We start from the raw sequence: 17,509 nt of genomic DNA on the forward strand, positions 1-17,509 counted from the left end.
ATTTATTGATTTTTAATTTTAGTTTTAACCTTTTCTAGGACTTTTTTGTTAACCTCAACCTTAAAACGTTTGTAAAGATCATTAATCCAGTTCGTTTCTATCTCAGTTTGGTAATCACTAATAACATTACCTTTGGCTTCTTCTAAGGTTTTATTGCCTGACGGTAGTACAGACATAATATTTATAACATGAAACGCATCGTTGTGAGCATATATTTCAGAAACACCCTGTTCTAACTTAAGATTGGCAGGAAGTTTTGGGTCATTAGTATCAAATATTCCTTTAGTAAAAATGATATTTTTTTTAGATTCCGTATTCAAAGTTTTTTTTATGTCTTCTTCAGACTTTTTTCTTTTCATCATGCTTAAAGCCTCTCTTGCATAGTCTTTATCTGCAGAAGTAGCTATTACAACATCTACTCTATCATTCCACTGGTAATTAGCTTTATGTTTTTGATAATACATTTCTAGCCCAACGGAGTCTTTAGATGCTTTGTTCCAAATTTCTTTTTCCATTAAATCAAACAATAACAATCCGTCTCTATATTCTTTTAAGATATTTGCAAAGTCTTTGTTCTCTAACTCTAGGTTATCTTCTCTGTATTGCAGAATAGCGTTTTCGAAAAATTTATCAAACTCTTTATCTATTATAACCGAAAAATCACCTTTTTTGTTTGCGTAAGCGCGTTGCGCAGATACAAGATGGCGACCAAACTCATCGTAGGTAAATGAACGCTCGTTTATGGTAAAAATTGTTTTTTCCTTTTCAAATTCTTCGGGTAATTTCCATGAACTCTGAAAGAAATTATCATCTAAAAGTGATTCAAAATAGGTTCTAAAACCTTGGTTATAAGAAATCTTATAGCGACCTTTTAACTCATCTACCATGGCTTCATTGATAAGTTGAGACCTAGAATCTCTTTTAACTTGTGACTCTAATGTTGGTTTTAGTTCTTCAAAAGATTGAATGGGCTCTAGCTTTGTACGTTTTACGATATGCCAACCATATTCTGACTTAAAAGGTTTACTCACGTCTCCATCATTTTGTAAAGCAAATGCTTGATCTTCAAATATTGTTGAACTTAATTGACCACTTTTAAAAGGTGACAATTGTCCGCCATTTCTGGCAGAACTTTTATCGTCTGAAAATTGTTTGGCTAAAGACTCAAACTTTTCGCCTTGCTGTAATTTTTGGTAAATGTCATTGATGCGATCTTCTGGATCTAAAAGTGTATCCTTTTGTTGTAAGGCTACCATTATATGAGCTGCGGTAATAGTCCCTCTAGATGGACGTTTATCGTTAACCTTTACCACATGGTAACCAAATTGTGTTCTAAAAGGCATTGACATTTCACCCTTTTGGGTATTAAAGGCAGCAGTTTCAAAATCGTAAACCATTTTAAATGCTGAGAAGTACCCTAAATCTTCAAGAAATATGGTTTGTCCGTTATGTACATCTGCTTTTACGGCATCGAACCCTTCTTCTAACACGCGCGCTCTTAACTGTAAAACTTGGTTGTAAGCACCAAGAGTATCTTTTGCATTGGCATCTAAACGCACTAATATATGAGAGGCATTAATATCAAAACTAGTACGCTCATAGGCTTCTCTCACCAATGCATCTGTAACCTTATTCTCAGCAAGGTAGTTTTTTGTAAGCTGTTTCTTATATCTTAGAAACTCACGTTGGTAGTTTGCATCCTCATCTAGCTTAAGACGTTTAGCCTCTTGTAGCTTTAGCTGATACTCTGTAAATAATTTTAAGTATCCATCAATATCTTTCTGACTTTCGTCTTTTACCAAATCTAAATTCTTATTATAAACCCTTAAAAATTCTGAAACCATTACCGGTTTACCATCTACCTTTAATAACACTTCATCTTTGTCTTGAGCAAATGATATATTCAGTACTAGTAAAACGATAAGCAAACATTTAATTCTAGATTTCATGTTTATTAATTTTTTAGTTAAATTCTAATATTTAGGTTATAAAAATATTCTAGTTTAGAGGTGGAGCAAAAATAACATAAATCGCCTATTTTACAAGTTATAGCCATATCTTAATTTATTAATATTACCAGTTAAAAAAAGTTAATTACAACTTGTAAAAGGGTAGAAACGTCGATAAATTAAACCCAATATTAAGGTTTTATCTATCTTTAAAATTATTATAAATTTTTAGATGGAGTATACGACTGAGATCATAATAGAAAAACCTTTAGAGGAGGTGGCCAAGAAGATGGACTCTACCGACAATATGAAACATTGGCAAGAAGGTTTAATTAGTACCGAGCATATTTCTGGTACACCAGGCCAGTTCGGTGCTAAAATGAAATTAAACTATAATTTTGGCAGACGTAAGATGGAACTTATTGAAACCATCACCAAGCAAGAGTTTCCCAACGAGTTTCATGCTACCTATACTACAAATGGTGTAAGAAACATTCAACAAAATTATTTTGAAAGGACTCCTTTAGGCCATACCAAATGGATTAGTAAAAACGAATTTCAGCCAACAAATTTTATGATGAATGCCATGCTGTTTTTAATGCCTGGTGCCTTTAAGAAACAAACAAAAAAATACATGACTAACTTTAAAAATTTTGCCGAGAAAGGCACTTCTGTTTCTAATGCGTAAATTAAAATTAATATGGGATTTTAGAGGTCCTGCAAGTAAAAAAACTGCCCAACATCATTTGGTACATCTTAACGAGTATATTGCAGTAAACAACTTGAACATTACTATTACCGATATTGAAGTTTTAAACAACATGCATAGTATTGCCTATATCGTTGTTGATGAATCTGAAATGAAACCACTTAGAGATGCCCTAAAACCAAACAGAGGACAAATCTATTCTAAGAATTAAAATAAGCGTTTAAAAAACGATTGAATAAATCGTTTTGGTGGCACAGACAATATTATTCTCAGATCTTCGTATATAGTAGATTCTTCGTCTAAAAATTTAAAAATAGTTTTTACATCTGCTTTTTTAAACATAGATGCAAATAGAACAGCGCCTTCTTCATTATGATTAGCTAATACATCTAAAAAAATTAAATCGTAAAACCAAAATTTTGATTTTTTATGAAATTTCCTCAAATCATTATCGGTTTTTAAAAACTCAACTAATGCTCTAGTATTTTTTGATGTATTCCTAAAAGTGTATCCAGTGCTGGCTTTAGTCCAACCACCTGCGGTACCAATATTAAGTATATGTTTTGTGTTTAGTTGAGAAAACTTATAGGATGTCATTGGTATAGACCCAATTTCGCTTTCAATGATCCTGTAATTATTGATACCTTTTTCTGTAAGATATTGTTTTATTGCAGCTTCATAATCTGAACGTGACAACAAATTTTTAGAAAATAGCGTGTATTCAATTAAGGCGGTTTTGGTATCCAGAGGTAATACATACATAAAGCGCGTGTTTCCTTTTTGAGGTACCGTAAAATCCATAAAGGTTGCCGTGGTATCATCAAAAACAGCATCTTCTGTTTTTATAAACCATCCTAAAAAATGTTGATTGATGACTGGGTATTTTTCTTGAAAATTAAACGCTTCAAAATTACTTAAACTTGTAAAAACCTTTTTGCATTGGTACTTAGTCTCTTTAAGAATTGGGCCTGTAATCCCCTCTCTTTCAACAGTAACAACCTCAGCGCCACTCTTAGTTTCTTGAAACGATGTAATATTGGTTAACTGAAAAGTGAAATTTGATTTTTTACAAACTATATCCCAAAGCGAATTATAAAAATCTTTACTTCGTATCATTTTATATTGATAGGGCAATATGTTTATTTCTCTTTTGAAATTATCACTTCCAAAATAGATTTTAGACCATGTTTTGGTGAGTATACCATCCCATTCGCCGATACCATTTTCCCAAAAACACCAAGTTCTATCATTCCCTTTTTGTGTTTCCTTATCAATAATTAATATTGATTTGTCATCAAAAAACTCATCTAATGCCATGCGATATGCCAGCATAAGACCAGAAGCACCAGCTCCTAAAATGATGTAATCGTAGTTTGTCATTAATATATTTAAACGCCAGCTAAGATACAGTTTATTACACTTATGTTTATAAAATTTAATTATCTTCATAATATTATAATTCTCCTTATGAAGCTACTACATTACATACTCATTCTTTTTAATATATATTTTAGTTTTGCCCAAGACAGTGTAACTACAAAAACCTCAATTTCATGGAAAAAAGAAATAAAACTCAAATGGGAAGATTTTAAAGGGATACCAGACACGAACATCCTTGCCTACGCACAAACATCCTATAAAATTGAAATTTTTCCGACAGAAGTAAATGTAGATGCCGATAATAATATTCAGGGTTTTGAAAAGCTCTACGTTGTTGCAAATTTTTATTCTAATCACTCTTGGGTCTACAAAGAAAGCGATTATTTACTAAAACACGAGCAACTGCACTTTGACATAGCAGGCTTGTATGCACTAAAGATTAATGATGAGTTTAAAAAACTAATTGCTAAAAAAATCGCAAATTTTGATACCTACTTTGAGGTCTACCAAAACCTATGGAAAGAATGCTTAGAAACCCAAAAACAATACGATTTAGAAACTCAGCACGGACAGTTAGTAGAAGAAAATGATAAATGGATTAAAACTATTAACAGGCTAATAATAAACTTACTGTAATCATTATTCTTCCCTATATGTTTTAACATAATGCTCGGCTCTAGTATTTCTAGGATTTATCTGTAGTGCTATTTTATAATTATTATAAGCCTGCAAACTATCACCACCTCTTAAATAGGCCTCAGCTAAACTATCATAAACATTGCTGCTCTCTGGATATAATTTTACATTTAATTGAAACACGCCAATCGCTTTGTGGTATTCCTCGTTTTGTAAATGCTGATATCCTATTCTGTTAAAATGCCATTCATTGATGTAAGAACCTGTAGAATCTTGCTTTTTAAGTTCTATAAATCCATGTAAAGCCTTATCGTAATTACCTGCCTCTAAGTATTGGCTTGGTGTTTTATAATCTTCGTCAACTTTTACATAATCATAACTAATAGAATCCTTTTCGTCATTAAAGGTTGATAAATACTTCTTATTAGTTTCGGGATGTGTTACAAATTGAAACTTTTTATACATATCGGGTACAAAAAATTCATTTTCTGCCAATGCAACAGGCACTATTTCACCACCTTTCCAATTTAACTTTAAGGTATTGTTTTGGTAGTACACTAAAATTAACTCATCTGGATTGTATAAGTATTTACCCGCTGTTTGTTTTTTAAATTCTTCGGAATACTCAACTGGTGTTGTGCAATTAAAACAAAATAATGTAAGTAATGTTAGAGTAGTTATCGTTTTTAATTTCATATTTAATTGATTAGTATATTTAAAATAAAAAAAGTCTCACCAAAAGTGAGACGATTTTATTTGAGTTTTGTTACGATTTAAAATACCGAACTTAATTCGGTTTAAGTCCTAATTTACTTTTTAATACCTAAGCTTATAAAAATTAGAATCTTGCTTATTTTGTAGCCATCAATTCTACATCAAAAACTAATATTGCATTTGGCGGAATTACACCTCCTGCGCCTGCGGCACCGTAAGCTAAATCGCTAGGTATTACTAAACGCGCCTTATCTCCAACATTTAGTAAGCAAATACCTTCATCCCAACCAGGAATCACTTGGCCTACACCTACTTGAAAATCTAATGGTGCATTCCTTTTATAGGATGAATCGAAGACTGTGCCATCTGCCAATTGCCCTTTATAGTGCACAGACACCATATTCCCTTTTTCAGCTTTTTTACCATCCCCTTTTTGAATAATTTTATAACGCAACCCTGAAGCAGTTTCTTCAAAACCTGCTGCTAATTTATCTAAAGCTGCTTTTGCTGCTTCACGCTCTGCAGCAATACGTTTTTCGCGTGCACCCTCAAAAGTTCTAAATGCTTCAACGGCGTTGAATTTTTTGGCAGCCTCACCTACTCTTACAATTTCTAATTTCTCGATTTTATCGCCTTGTGCTATCGCATCAATGACATCTTGACCTTCTACAACATTACCAAAAACTGTGTGCTTTCCGTCTAACCAAGGTGTTTCAACATGAGTAATAAAAAACTGACTTCCATTTGTACCAGGCCCAGCATTTGCCATTGATAATTTTCCTGGTGCATCATGTTTTAGATCTGAGTGGATTTCATCGTCAAATTTATACCCAGGATTTCCTGTTCCTGTTCCTTGTGGACAACCTCCTTGTATCATAAAATCTGGGATAACTCTATGAAAGGTTAAACCATCATAATAAGGTGTACCTTGAGGTTTAGCCGAGTTTTCTAGATTTCCTTCTGCTAGAGCAACAAAGTTACCAACCGTACCTGGTGTTTTTTTAAATTCTAAATTGACTAGGACTTCTCCTTTTGAAGTGTTAAATTTTGCGTATAATCCGTCTTGCATTGTATTTTCTTTTATTTAAAGCTGCAAAGATAGACAATGTATTATAATTATTACTACCAATTAGATTAAGTCAGTTTATAGTAGCTTCATTAAGGTTTAAATTTAGTTTTATAAATACTATTTTTGTTAAGCGTTGTTACAAAACGATTTTAATTTAAGAGAACATCACATCAAATTTTAGCAGTTTTTCATAAATTAGATAGGTTTAGAAACACAGTTTTTGGCCTAACAAAATCTAAATAATAAATATTACCTGCGTTTTGAGGGTGTCTTAGACTTAACTAACAATACCATACAATAGCTTAATACCAATGAAAAAAATACTGATCATATTTACCGCGCTCTTTCTAAGTAGCTGTAAGGATCAAAAAATAAACAAAGAGACTTCTCTTCCATCCACCTTAGAAACGCCTAAAGGCATGGTTTGGGTACCCAAAAAAACTTTTATTATGGGTGCCAAAAAGGGAGATCGCTACGCAATGGATCGGGAAAAACCAGGACATACTGTTACTGTTGATGGCTTTTTTATTGACATTACCGAAGTCACTAACGCACAATTTAGAACTTTTGTTGAAGAAACAGGGTATATTACCATTGCAGAGAAACCTATAGATTGGGAAGCACTAAAAAAAGATCTACCTCCTGGAACAACAAAGCCTGCAGACTCACTTTTACAACCAGGTAGCCTTGTTTTTAACAAAAATGTAAATACAATAGTAGATATGAATAACTACAGCCAGTGGTGGACCTGGAAAATAGGAGCAAACTGGAAACACCCTTATGGCCCTGATAGTTCCATTGAGGGTAAAGATAATTTTCCTGTTGTTCACGTTGCCTACCAAGATGCTCTAGAATATTGTAAATGGGCCAATAGGAGGTTACCAACAGAAGCTGAGTGGGAAGCTGCCGCACAAGGTACACACAAAGATGCTATATATACTTGGGGAAATGACGGCAGTAAACTTACAGCTAAGGCCAACACCTGGCAAGGCATTTTCCCTGTAGACAATAATAGTGAAGATGGTTTTGAATATATAAGCCAAGTAAAGTCTTATGCTCCTAATGCATTAGGAATCTATGACATGATAGGAAATGTCTGGGAAATGACCGCAGATAAATATAACGTTAATTATTACAAAACACTCAATCCAGATAATATACTTATAAATCCACAAGGAGCCCATACGTACTATAATCCACAAAGTCCTTTTACTGAAGACCAGATTATGAAAGGTGGATCATTTTTGTGCCATAGCTCTTATTGCGCAAGCTATAGAATTTCTGCGAGAATGGCCACAAGTAAAGATACTGGCTCTGACCATTTAGGGTTTAGGACAGTAGCTTCGCCTACACGTTAAATAAAATATTAAAATTAAAGCTTTAGTTCAACTCATTAAAACTTTAGTTAGCTACTTCGCTAATAAACTTAATGCGATAGAGGCGCAATTCTTCATCGTCATAATCACCATCAAATTCTTCTATGGCATCAGAAATTTTATCGCTTTGTGAATCCATAAAATAGTCATGAATTTCTTCTTGCTGGTCTTCATCTAAAATTTCATCTATCCAATAATTGATGTTTAGCTTAGTCCCAGAGTAGACGATAGACTCCATTTCACCGATAAACTCTGGCATGTCCATGCCTTTTGCCGAAGCAATATCATCTAATGGTAATTTTCTATCAACATTTTGTATAATATAAAGTTTAAGAGCAGAATTAGAACCTGTAGATTTCACAATCATATCATCTGGTCTCATGATATCGTTCTCTTCTACATAGTCTGCTATAAGATTTACAAAGTCCTTACCGTACTTTTTGGCTTTGCTTTCGCCCACACCGTGCACATTGGATAACTCTTCTATATTTACAGGATATTTTAGTGCCATATCTTCTAATGATGGATCCTGAAAAATAACAAAAGGCGGTACACCTAATTTTTTAGCGTTGCGCTTTCGTAAGTCCTTAAGCATAGTCATTAACTTTTCGTCTGCTGCAGCGCCACCACCCTTGGTGTTGGTTATTATACTGTCGCTAGCTTCATCATCGTACGTGTGGTCTTCTGCCATCATAAACGATTGCGGATTCTTTAAAAAATCCTTGCCAGAATTACTTAGGCGCAATACGCCATAAGTTTCTATATCTTTTTTTAAAAGTCCTGCCACAATGACCTGTCTTATAAGCGCGATCCAAAAGCGATCTTCTTTCTCTTCTCCCACACCAAAGAACGGCTGTGTATCTGTTTTGTGCGATGAAATTAAGGCGTTAGATTTGCCAGTAATCACTTGTACTAAATCTTTAGCCTTATATTTTTCATTGGTCTTATTTACGACATCTAGAAGGATTTTAACTTCGTCTTTAGCTTCAACCTGTTTTTTGGGATTGCGAATGTTATCGTCCATATCGCCTCCTTCACCGGTTTCATTATCAAAGGCTTCTCCGAAATAATGAAGGATAAACTTTCTTCTAGACATCGATGTCTCGGCAAATGCAACAACTTCTTGTAATAAGGCATGACCAATTTCTTGCTCTGCCACAGGCTTACCAGACATAAACTTCTCAAGCTTTTCAATATCTTTATAGGCATAAAATGCTAAACAGTGGCCTTCACCTCCATCGCGCCCTGCTCTACCCGTTTCTTGGTAATAACTTTCTATACTTTTTGGTATATCGTGATGTATTACAAAACGCACGTCTGGTTTGTCAATACCCATGCCAAAAGCAATGGTTGCTACTACCACATCAGTGTCTTCCATTAAGAACATGTCTTGATGTTTTACTCTGGTTTTAGCGTCTAGACCTGCATGATATGGCACCGCCTTAATACCATTAACCTGAAGCACTTGCGCTAGTTCTTCTACACGTTTTCTACTAAGACAGTAAACAATACCAGATTTGCCTTCGTTTTGCTTTATAAAACGAATGATATCTGCATCTACATTTTTGGTTTTAGGGCGTACTTCGTAAAAAAGGTTTGGCCTGTTAAAGGATGCTTTAAAAGTAACGGCATCTGTCATACCCAAACTTTTCAGAATGTCTTCCTGTACTTTAGGTGTTGCCGTTGCTGTGAGTCCAACAATCGGAATATCATCGCCAATGCGTTTTATTATATGACGAAGATTTCTGTACTCTGGTCTAAAATCGTGTCCCCATTCGCTAATACAATGTGCTTCGTCCACAGCCATAAATGAGATTTTTTGAGTTTTCAAAAAATCTACATATTCTTCTTTGGTAAGCGACTCTGGCGCTACATAGAGTAGTTTTGTAATACCATTAATGATATCATCTTTTACACGTTTAACTTCGGTTTTGTTTAGTGACGAGTTTAAAACGTGTGCAACACCTTCGTTTTCAGACACGGCCCGTATGGCATCTACCTGGTTTTTCATTAAAGCTATAAGTGGAGATACTACTATTGCTGTACCTTCTTTAATTAGAGCTGGCAGCTGATAGCAAAGCGATTTGCCACCACCAGTTGGCATAATAACAAAAGTGTTATTACCTTTTACTACATTTTTAATTACTTCTTCTTGTAGCCCCTTAAACTCAGAAAAACCAAAGTATTTTTTTAGCGAGGAGTGTAAATCAATTTCTGCAATACTCATTAATCCCTTTTCGTATTTATTTCTTCTTTAAAAACTAAACTCTATTACAAATTTAACATATTGAGCTTAGTTTTGCATATGCAATTGTTTTGTTTAGTATCTAAAATTTTTTCATGATAATTTGAGATTATTTGAATGAAAAAATTCACGTACTTTTGCGTAAGCTTAAAGATAACAAAATCTTTATATCTAAAAAATACAATAAAAAATTAGTTTTGAACACTGTGTCGTCCATATTAAATACAGCTAAAAGCACCATTGCATTAGAAAGTAAGGCTATTGGATATTTATCAGAATTACTTACAGATGATTTTGCAAATGCTGTTGAGCTTATCTATAATTCTAAAGGTCGTGTTATTATTACAGGTATTGGTAAAAGTGCCATTATTGCCAATAAAATAGTTGCTACTTTAAACTCTACAGGCACGCCTGCAATTTTTATGCATGCAGCAGACGCCATACATGGTGATTTGGGTTTAATTTTAAAAGACGATGTGGTAATTTGCATTTCTAAAAGTGGTAATACACCAGAGATTAAAGTTTTGGTGCCTCTTATTAAAAACGCTAAAAATAAAATGATTGCTATTACTGGTAATAAAGACTCTTTTTTGGGTCAGCATTCAGATTTTGTTTTAAATGCCTACGTTGAGCAAGAGGCTTGCCCAAATAATCTGGCACCTACTACCAGCACCACTGCTCAACTTGTTATGGGTGATGCTTTAGCAATTTGTTTGTTAGAATTAAGAGGGTTTTCGAGTAAGGATTTTGCAAAATATCATCCTGGTGGAGCCTTAGGTAAACGTTTATATTTAAGAGTAAATGATTTATCTTCTCAAAATCAAAAACCAGAGGTGCATTTAAATGCTAGTGTAAAAGAAGTCATAGTAGAAATAACTGAAAAGATGCTTGGAGTTACTGCTGTTGTAGACAACGATAATATCGTGGGTATTATTACAGATGGAGACTTGCGCCGCATGCTAAGCAAAAGTGATGATATAACCAACCTTAAAGCAAAAGACATTATGAGCACCAACCCTAGGTGCATAGATGAAGGTGCTATGGCCGTAGACGCTAAAAAACTCATGGAAACCTACGGTATTTCGCAATTATTGGTTGAGAATAATAGCAAATATGCTGGTGTTGTTCACTTACATGATTTAATTAAAGAAGGCATTATATAATGGCAAAAAAGCGTATTGATGAAATGTCTTTTTTAGATCATCTCGAAGATTTAAGGTGGCATTTAATAAGATCAACTTTAGGTATTGTTATTGCAGCAACACTTGCATTTGTTTTTAAAAAATTTGTCTTCGATGTTATTATCTTTGGTCCTACTCAGATGAGTTTTCCCACCTATGAAGGCCTTTGTAAAATGTCGCAATTTTTAGGTATTGAAGATACAACGTTTTGCGCCGATAAATTTCCTTTTATTATACAGAACAGAACCGTAGCCGGACAATTTTCCGCGCATATTTGGACATCAATCTATGCAGGCTTCATTGTTGCCTTTCCTTATGTGCTCTATCAATTATGGAGTTTTATTAGTCCCGGACTAAATCCTAATGAGCGCAAAAACTCAAAAGGTTTTATAATAATTGCCTCAATTTTGTTTTTCTTAGGTGTATTATTCGGTTACTACATTATAACACCATTATCTATTAACTTTTTGGCCAACTATCAAATAAGCGAACAAATTTCAAATGAATTTGATATTAGCTCTGTTATTGCCATTGTAAGATCTTCTTCGTTGGCCTCTGGTTTTGTATTTGAGCTGCCGATTATCATTTACTTTTTAACCAAGGTTGGTTTGGTGACGCCACAGTTTTTAAGAACATATAGAAAGTACGCTTTGGTAATTGTGCTTATATTATCCGCTATAATAACGCCGCCAGATGTTGCTAGCCAGGTAATTGTAGCGATACCAATTTTAGTACTTTACCAAGTTAGTATATATATTTCTTCTGTAGTTGTTAGAAATCAAAATAGAAAAAGAAAACATGTCTGATATTGTAAAAGAATTCAATGATTATCGTTCTAAGATGAATGATAAAATCCTTTCGGATAACAATAAAATTGTAAAACGCATTTTTAATTTAGACACCAATGCCTTTGCAGAAGGTGTTTTAGACAAAAAAACCAAAGAATTATTAGGTTTAGTTGCATCTACAGTGCTTAGATGCGATGATTGCGTGAAATATCATTTAGAAGCATCTTACAACGAAGGGTTGAGTAAAGCCGAGGTTAGTGAAGCCTTAGGCATAGCTACCTTAATTGGTGGAACCATTGTAATACCGCACTTAAGAAGGGCTCATGAATACTGGGAAGCTCTTGAGAACCAAGGTTAAACTTTTTATAAAAATAAGACTAAAATAAGCCATTCTGTATGAATTTGTTATTTTTAGCGTTCTTAGAAATAGTATGAAGTTACGCGCAGAAAATTTAATGAAGTCCTACAGCGGACGAAAAGTTGTAAAAGACGTTTCCCTTGAGGTGAATCAAGGTGAAATTGTAGGTTTACTTGGGCCTAATGGTGCTGGTAAAACCACTTCATTTTATATGATAGTTGGTATTATTAAACCTAATGGTGGAAATATCTATTTAGATAACACAAACATTACCAAATACCCAATGTATAAGCGTGCACAAAATGGTATTGGTTATTTGGCACAAGAAGCTTCTGTTTTTAGAAAATTAAGTATTGAAGATAATATTTTGAGCGTGCTTCAGCTGACTAAACTAAGCAAAAAAGAACAGTATGAAAAAATGGAATCTCTAATTGAAGAGTTTGGTCTTGGTCATATAAGAACCAACCGTGGAGATTTGCTCTCTGGTGGAGAGCGTCGTCGTACCGAAATTGCTCGTGCGCTCGCTACAGACCCAAGCTTTATATTGTTAGATGAACCCTTTGCAGGTGTAGATCCCGTTGCGGTAGAAGATATTCAGCGTATTGTGGCTAAACTCACCAAAAAGAATATCGGTATTCTTATTACAGACCATAACGTACAAGAAACACTTGCCATTACAGACAGAACTTACCTGATGTTTGAAGGTGGCATCCTAAAAGCTGGAAAACCAGAAGAGCTTGCCAGTGATGAAATGGTGCGTAAAGTATACCTTGGGCAAAACTTTGAACTTCGTAAAAAGAAATTAGAATTTTAAGCTTAAGCTAATTTCTTTAATTTTCTTCTAAGCCTTTTAAAGCCTAAAATGAGTAAATATACTATTGCAGATTGTATAAAAAGATTTACAATCCAAAATATAGCTCTTATGTATAAACTTTCATTGACATAAAATGGTAAATTTCTGTGAATACCACTTATTGGCAAACTAAAAACAGCAATTACCACATTTGTAATTGAGGTAAGATCACTCCTAATTTTTGTTAACTGAACGTCCAAAAAGACAATCGAAAATTGAATCACCATTAGTGTAAAAAAAACGATGAGAAACGGTCTGAGCTTAAGCTTTTTTTTCATTTTTCTGTGATTTCTTGTTTTATTAATTTTTTTTGATAGCGTCCTTGTACAACATCTACTACAACCAATACTGCAATAACAAAATAGAATGTTGTTTTACTCATCGGTACAATCTCATTTCCAAAAATTTTGAGGTGTGCTAAATGGCCCCCTTCTGTAATAAGCATAATACCAACAATGAATAAAATAAACAATCCTAGTACTTCATACATTCTATTTTTGGATAGAAAAGTAGATATTTTATTAGCAAAAATTAACATCAAAAGACCACTTGCTATTATAGCTATTGCCATAACGATGAAAGCTGTTGTTGCGTTTTCTATCTCGCGTGTTAACCCAATAGCTGCCAATATAGAATCGAAAGAAAAAACCAAGTTCATAATAACTATACTCACTACAACAGCATTGGCCGACTTAGACCCTTTACCTGTGGCCATCTGATCTATAGTGAGCTCTTTTGTAGAGATCATGTGCCAAATCTCTTTTATTGCGGTATATATAATAAAACCACCACCTGCTAAAACTATTAAGCTATGACCATTAAAGGCAAACTCTAAAACGTCCTCGATATGGCCAGTTAAAAATGAAAATGGTTCTTGAAAATATTTTATCAGTGATACTAATACAAATAGCAGAACAATTCTCAATACAATAGCTATGAGTATACCTACCTTTCTTACTCGTTTTTGTTCACTTAAGGGTGCTTTTTTAGATTCTAAAGAGATGTAAAGCAAATTATCAAACCCGAGTACTGCCTGAAGCATTACCAGCATTAAGAGCGTAAAAATAACTTGTGCCATTTTTTGGTGATGTGTTTGTTATTTAGTTAATAGCGTTTTTAGTAATTAAAGATAAAATGATGTAAAGAGCTATAATTATTGGTATTGCGGCAAATTGAAGCACCACCAATAGCACTAAACTTGTAATTAAAAATAGATATCTTACTGCGTTACTCTCAAAGCTCCAATCTTTAAATTTTAGGGCAAACAATTTTATGTTAGAATTTAGGAGATAGCAACTAATAAGTGTCAGTGCAATTAAAAACCATTTATTAATAATGATGGTGTTCATCAAATCATTATTCTGATATTCTAAAATAAGTGGTAATGATAAAATAAGTAATGTATTAGCCGGCACAGGCAATCCCTTAAAATAGGTTTGCTGGTCTTCGTCTAAATTAAACTTGGCCAGTCTATATGCTGATCCTAATGGAATTAAAAGACCAATTAAAGGTGTATAGGAAATGTTAAATGCTTTCCAATACATTGTATCAGTCCAACTTTCTTCGTAAGTTAAAATATCATTAACGCCTACTGACCATGCTATTAATTTAAGCATAACAATACCAGGCACTACACCACTCGTTACGAGATCTGCTAAAGAATCTAACTGAATACCTAAAGGACTTTGCACACCTAATTTTCTTGCTAAAAGACCATCAAAAAAATCAAAAAAGATACCTAAAAACACAAAAAAAGCAGCCACAATAAAATTACCATGTACTGCAAATATTATAGCGATACATCCTGAAAATAAATTTAGAAGTGTAACTATATTAGGAATGTGCCGCTTAAAACTCATAAATATAATTTTTGTAAAAATATAAAAGTATTTGAGCTTAGCTTATTATTTTTTTCAAATTGTGCCCATTACAGAACAATAAGAAGACATTTTTACAGTTAAATACATAGAAAAATTGTGCATATTTGTAAAAAATTTTGCTGTTGAAAAATTACGTCGTAATTCTCTTAACGCTTATTACCACTTTCGCTTATACGCAAACGACAAGAAAATATTCTAATGAATTTATGAATATTGGTGTAGATGCGGCTGCTTTAGGGATGAGTAATGCTGTGGTCTCGCAAACTGCAGATGTTAATTCTGGATATTGGAATCCGGCTGGACTAGTACATCTTGAAGATAACCAACTCGCCCTAATGCACTCTAGCTATTTTGCAAATATTGCTAACTATAACTACATTGCTTATGGCATGGCTTTGGACAAACGCAGTGCCGTTGCAGTTTCTCTTATTAGATTTGGAGTTGACGATATCTTAGACACTACACAATTAATCGATGATGAAGGTAATATAAACTATGATAGAATAAGCACCTTCTCTACTGCAGACTATGGATTAACCTTCTCTTATGCAAGAAAATTACCTTTAGATGGGCTTAATTTTGGTGTAAACGCAAAAATAATTCGTCGAATTATTGGCGACTTTGCATCCTCTTGGGGATTTGGATTAGATGCTGGTATTCAGTTTGAAAACAAATCGGGTTGGAAATTTGGCTTTATGGCTAGAGACATTACAACCACATACAACACATGGTCCATTAACGAGGAAAAGTTTGAACAAATAAGCGGTGCCGTTGAAGGACAAAACCAGGAGCTACCAGAAACCACAGAAATTACAATACCAAAATTAGAATTAGGAATGTCTAAAAAATGGATTTTTAATTATGATTATTCCTTACTCGCTGCCGCAAATCTTAATGTACGCTTTGAAGAAAATAACGATATTATTTCAACATCTTTTGCAAGCATAAACCCTGCCTTAGGGTTTGAGTTTGGATATACAGATTTGGTTTTTTTGAGAGGTGGTGTTGGTAATTTTCAAAATGAATTACAAATAGATAATTCTGAAAATTTAACGTTTCAGCCAAATTTTGGGGTTGGGTTTAAATACAAAGGCATACAAATAGATTATGCATTTACAGATATTGGCGACCAAAGTGCGGCACTCTATTCTAATGTATTTTCACTAAAAATAGATTTTAGTATTTTTAGGTAGTTAATCAGAGCTCATGAAAATAAAACTATCGCTATTAGCATGTTTCATTCTTTCTATTTCTTTTGCATTTCAATTTCAGTTATCTAACGATGCCGAAGTGTCCGTTTTAACCTTTGGACCAGGTAAAAGCCTAAATGATGCGTTTGGCCATAATGCTTTTAGAATAAAAGACAAAGCTAAAGGTATAGATATTGTGTATGGCTACGGACAATATGATTTTGATGCGCCAAATTTTTATTTAAAATTTGCTAGAGGAAAACTCAATTACCTTATAAGCAGACACTTTTTTGATGATATTTTTAACTATTACTCACAAGAAAATAGAACCATTAAAGAACAAGTTTTAAACTTATCTAGCCAACAGCAACAAAAACTTTTCGATTATTTAGAAAACAATTATAAACCAGAGAATAGAAAGTATTTGTATGATTTTTTCTATGATAACTGTGCTACAAAAATCAGAGATGTTTTGTCTAAAGTTACCAAAAGTACCGTAAGCTATAAAAGACCTAGTAACTTTGAGCAAAAAACTTTTAGAGCACTTATTTATGAGCATGTAGACAAAAATTCTTGGGGAAGTGTAGGTATTGATATTGCTCTTGGGTCTGTTGTGGATAGAGAAGCTTCTGCTTATGAATATATGTTTTTACCAAAGTATATTTATTCTTTTTTTGAAGTTTCTAAAATTAACGGAGAAGCTAATTTGGTAACGTCTGAGTCCATACTTTTTAAAAAAAGAGAAGAAAAACAGACTTCTACTTTCCTCTTAAGTCCATTTATTTTTTTTGGACTGCTCTCAATTGTTATTTTGCTTATAACATTTAAAGACCTTAAACAACGCAAACGTACAAAATGGTTAGATATTTTGCTTTTTGCTATTACTGGTCTAATAGGTGTTGTTTTATTGTTTTTATGGTTTGCAACAGACCATACAGCAACTTGGCAAAATTACAATCTACTTTGGGCTTTTCCTTTCAATATTTTGGTTATTGGACAATTACTAAAAAACAAAATTAAAAACTGGTTTAAAGGTTACCTTAAATTCCTCATTATAATGCTTTGCCTTATGACTCTACATTGGATTATTGGTGTACAGGTATTTGCCATTACTATAATTCCCTTACTTATAGCATTGGTAATACGCTATATCTATTTAGTGAAATTCTACAACAAATAGG

General features: G+C 33.5%; 18 protein-coding genes. 10 read left to right on the forward strand and 8 right to left on the reverse strand.

Features of this window, described 5'->3' with window-relative positions; all coding sequences use genetic code 11:
• Nucleotides 1-2: 2 nt before the first annotated feature.
• The gene (locus tag BWZ20_RS04045; protein WP_076616664.1) at nucleotides 3-1,949 is read right to left on the reverse strand and encodes a peptidylprolyl isomerase; all 1,947 of its coding nucleotides are present in this window, start codon (nucleotides 1,947-1,949) and stop codon (nucleotides 3-5) included.
• 232 nt (nucleotides 1,950-2,181) lie between these two features.
• Between BWZ20_RS04045 and BWZ20_RS04050 the strand changes: the two genes are divergently transcribed.
• Together BWZ20_RS04050 and BWZ20_RS04055 are read left to right on the forward strand one after the other, a co-directional pair.
• The gene (locus BWZ20_RS04050; protein ID WP_076616667.1) at nucleotides 2,182-2,637 is read left to right on the forward strand and encodes an SRPBCC family protein; all 456 of its coding nucleotides are present in this window, start codon (nucleotides 2,182-2,184) and stop codon (nucleotides 2,635-2,637) included.
• Entirely contained in the window at nucleotides 2,630-2,869 is a 240-nt protein-coding gene (locus tag BWZ20_RS04055; RefSeq protein ID WP_076616670.1) for a hypothetical protein, read from the forward strand. Before BWZ20_RS04050 ends, BWZ20_RS04055 begins: the two co-directional genes overlap by 8 nt.
• On the opposite strand, the gene BWZ20_RS04060 is transcribed toward BWZ20_RS04055, so the two are convergent.
• The gene (locus tag BWZ20_RS04060; protein ID WP_076616673.1) at nucleotides 2,866-4,038 is read right to left on the reverse strand and encodes a lycopene cyclase family protein; all 1,173 of its coding nucleotides are present in this window, start codon (nucleotides 4,036-4,038) and stop codon (nucleotides 2,866-2,868) included. The two genes, BWZ20_RS04055 and BWZ20_RS04060, sit on opposite strands and share 4 nt — an antisense overlap.
• Before the next feature lie 87 nt (nucleotides 4,039-4,125).
• Between BWZ20_RS04060 and BWZ20_RS04065 the strand changes: the two genes are divergently transcribed.
• Entirely contained in the window at nucleotides 4,126-4,674 is a 549-nt protein-coding gene (locus tag BWZ20_RS04065; RefSeq protein WP_076616675.1) for a hypothetical protein, read from the forward strand.
• 3 nt (nucleotides 4,675-4,677) lie between these two features.
• On the opposite strand, the gene BWZ20_RS04070 is transcribed toward BWZ20_RS04065, so the two are convergent.
• Entirely contained in the window at nucleotides 4,678-5,370 is a 693-nt protein-coding gene (locus tag BWZ20_RS04070; protein ID WP_076616678.1) for a tetratricopeptide repeat protein, read from the reverse strand.
• A 154-nt stretch (nucleotides 5,371-5,524) separates the two neighbouring features.
• On the reverse strand, nucleotides 5,525-6,457 hold the full coding sequence (locus tag BWZ20_RS04075; RefSeq protein ID WP_076616681.1) for a peptidylprolyl isomerase: 933 nt from the start codon (nucleotides 6,455-6,457) through the stop codon (nucleotides 5,525-5,527).
• A 311-nt stretch (nucleotides 6,458-6,768) separates the two neighbouring features.
• On the opposite strand from BWZ20_RS04075, the gene BWZ20_RS04080 reads away from it, so the two are divergent.
• Nucleotides 6,769-7,815: a formylglycine-generating enzyme family protein gene (locus BWZ20_RS04080; RefSeq protein WP_076616684.1), complete on the forward strand. Its 1,047-nt coding sequence runs from the start codon at nucleotides 6,769-6,771 to the stop codon at nucleotides 7,813-7,815.
• Between the two features lie 43 nt (nucleotides 7,816-7,858).
• Here the strand turns inward: BWZ20_RS04080 and recQ are convergent, their stop codons facing one another.
• Nucleotides 7,859-10,060 carry a DNA helicase RecQ gene (recQ, locus tag BWZ20_RS04085; RefSeq protein WP_076616686.1) on the reverse strand — a complete coding sequence of 734 codons (2,202 nt, stop codon included), beginning with the start codon at nucleotides 10,058-10,060 and terminating at the stop codon, nucleotides 7,859-7,861.
• Nucleotides 10,061-10,275: 215 nt separating this feature from the next.
• On the opposite strand from recQ, the gene BWZ20_RS04090 reads away from it, so the two are divergent.
• The 4 genes from BWZ20_RS04090 to lptB all read left to right on the forward strand — a co-directional run bounded on the left by BWZ20_RS04090 (nucleotide 10,276) and on the right by lptB (nucleotide 13,219).
• Entirely contained in the window at nucleotides 10,276-11,241 is a 966-nt protein-coding gene (locus tag BWZ20_RS04090) for an SIS domain-containing protein (protein WP_076621253.1), read from the forward strand.
• The gene (tatC, locus tag BWZ20_RS04095; protein ID WP_076616688.1) at nucleotides 11,241-12,065 is read left to right on the forward strand and encodes a twin-arginine translocase subunit TatC; all 825 of its coding nucleotides are present in this window, start codon (nucleotides 11,241-11,243) and stop codon (nucleotides 12,063-12,065) included. Before BWZ20_RS04090 ends, tatC begins: the two co-directional genes overlap by 1 nt.
• On the forward strand, nucleotides 12,058-12,405 hold the full coding sequence (locus BWZ20_RS04100; protein ID WP_076621254.1) for a carboxymuconolactone decarboxylase family protein: 348 nt from the start codon (nucleotides 12,058-12,060) through the stop codon (nucleotides 12,403-12,405). Before tatC ends, BWZ20_RS04100 begins: the two co-directional genes overlap by 8 nt.
• A gap of 73 nt (nucleotides 12,406-12,478) precedes the next feature.
• Nucleotides 12,479-13,219 (forward strand): LPS export ABC transporter ATP-binding protein, encoded by a 741-nt coding sequence (gene lptB, locus BWZ20_RS04105; RefSeq protein WP_076616690.1) that lies wholly within the window; start codon nucleotides 12,479-12,481, stop codon nucleotides 13,217-13,219.
• A 2-nt stretch (nucleotides 13,220-13,221) separates the two neighbouring features.
• On the opposite strand, the gene BWZ20_RS15385 is transcribed toward lptB, so the two are convergent.
• Genes BWZ20_RS15385 through BWZ20_RS04120 form a run of 3 tightly spaced genes read right to left on the reverse strand, consistent with a single transcriptional unit; the run spans nucleotide 13,222 to nucleotide 15,117 of the window.
• Entirely contained in the window at nucleotides 13,222-13,536 is a 315-nt protein-coding gene (locus tag BWZ20_RS15385; RefSeq protein WP_076616693.1) for a hypothetical protein, read from the reverse strand.
• On the reverse strand, nucleotides 13,533-14,336 hold the full coding sequence (locus tag BWZ20_RS04115) for a TerC family protein (protein ID WP_076616696.1): 804 nt from the start codon (nucleotides 14,334-14,336) through the stop codon (nucleotides 13,533-13,535). Before BWZ20_RS04115 ends, BWZ20_RS15385 begins: the two co-directional genes overlap by 4 nt.
• Nucleotides 14,337-14,358: 22 nt before the next feature.
• Nucleotides 14,359-15,117, reverse strand: coding sequence for a CDP-alcohol phosphatidyltransferase family protein (locus tag BWZ20_RS04120; protein WP_076616700.1), 759 nt, complete (start codon nucleotides 15,115-15,117; stop codon nucleotides 14,359-14,361).
• A gap of 143 nt (nucleotides 15,118-15,260) precedes the next feature.
• Between BWZ20_RS04120 and BWZ20_RS04125 the strand changes: the two genes are divergently transcribed.
• Complete coding sequence (locus tag BWZ20_RS04125) at nucleotides 15,261-16,331, forward strand: PorV/PorQ family protein (protein ID WP_076616703.1); 1,071 nt, start codon at nucleotides 15,261-15,263, stop codon at nucleotides 16,329-16,331.
• Nucleotides 16,332-16,344: 13 nt separating this feature from the next.
• Nucleotides 16,345-17,508, forward strand: a complete 1,164-nt coding sequence (locus BWZ20_RS04130; RefSeq protein ID WP_076616706.1) for a DUF4105 domain-containing protein — start codon at nucleotides 16,345-16,347, stop codon at nucleotides 17,506-17,508.
• Nucleotide 17,509: the final 1 nt, after the last annotated feature.

It is taken from the genome of Winogradskyella sp. J14-2 (assembly GCF_001971725.1).
GTDB lineage: Bacteria > Bacteroidota > Bacteroidia > Flavobacteriales > Flavobacteriaceae > Winogradskyella.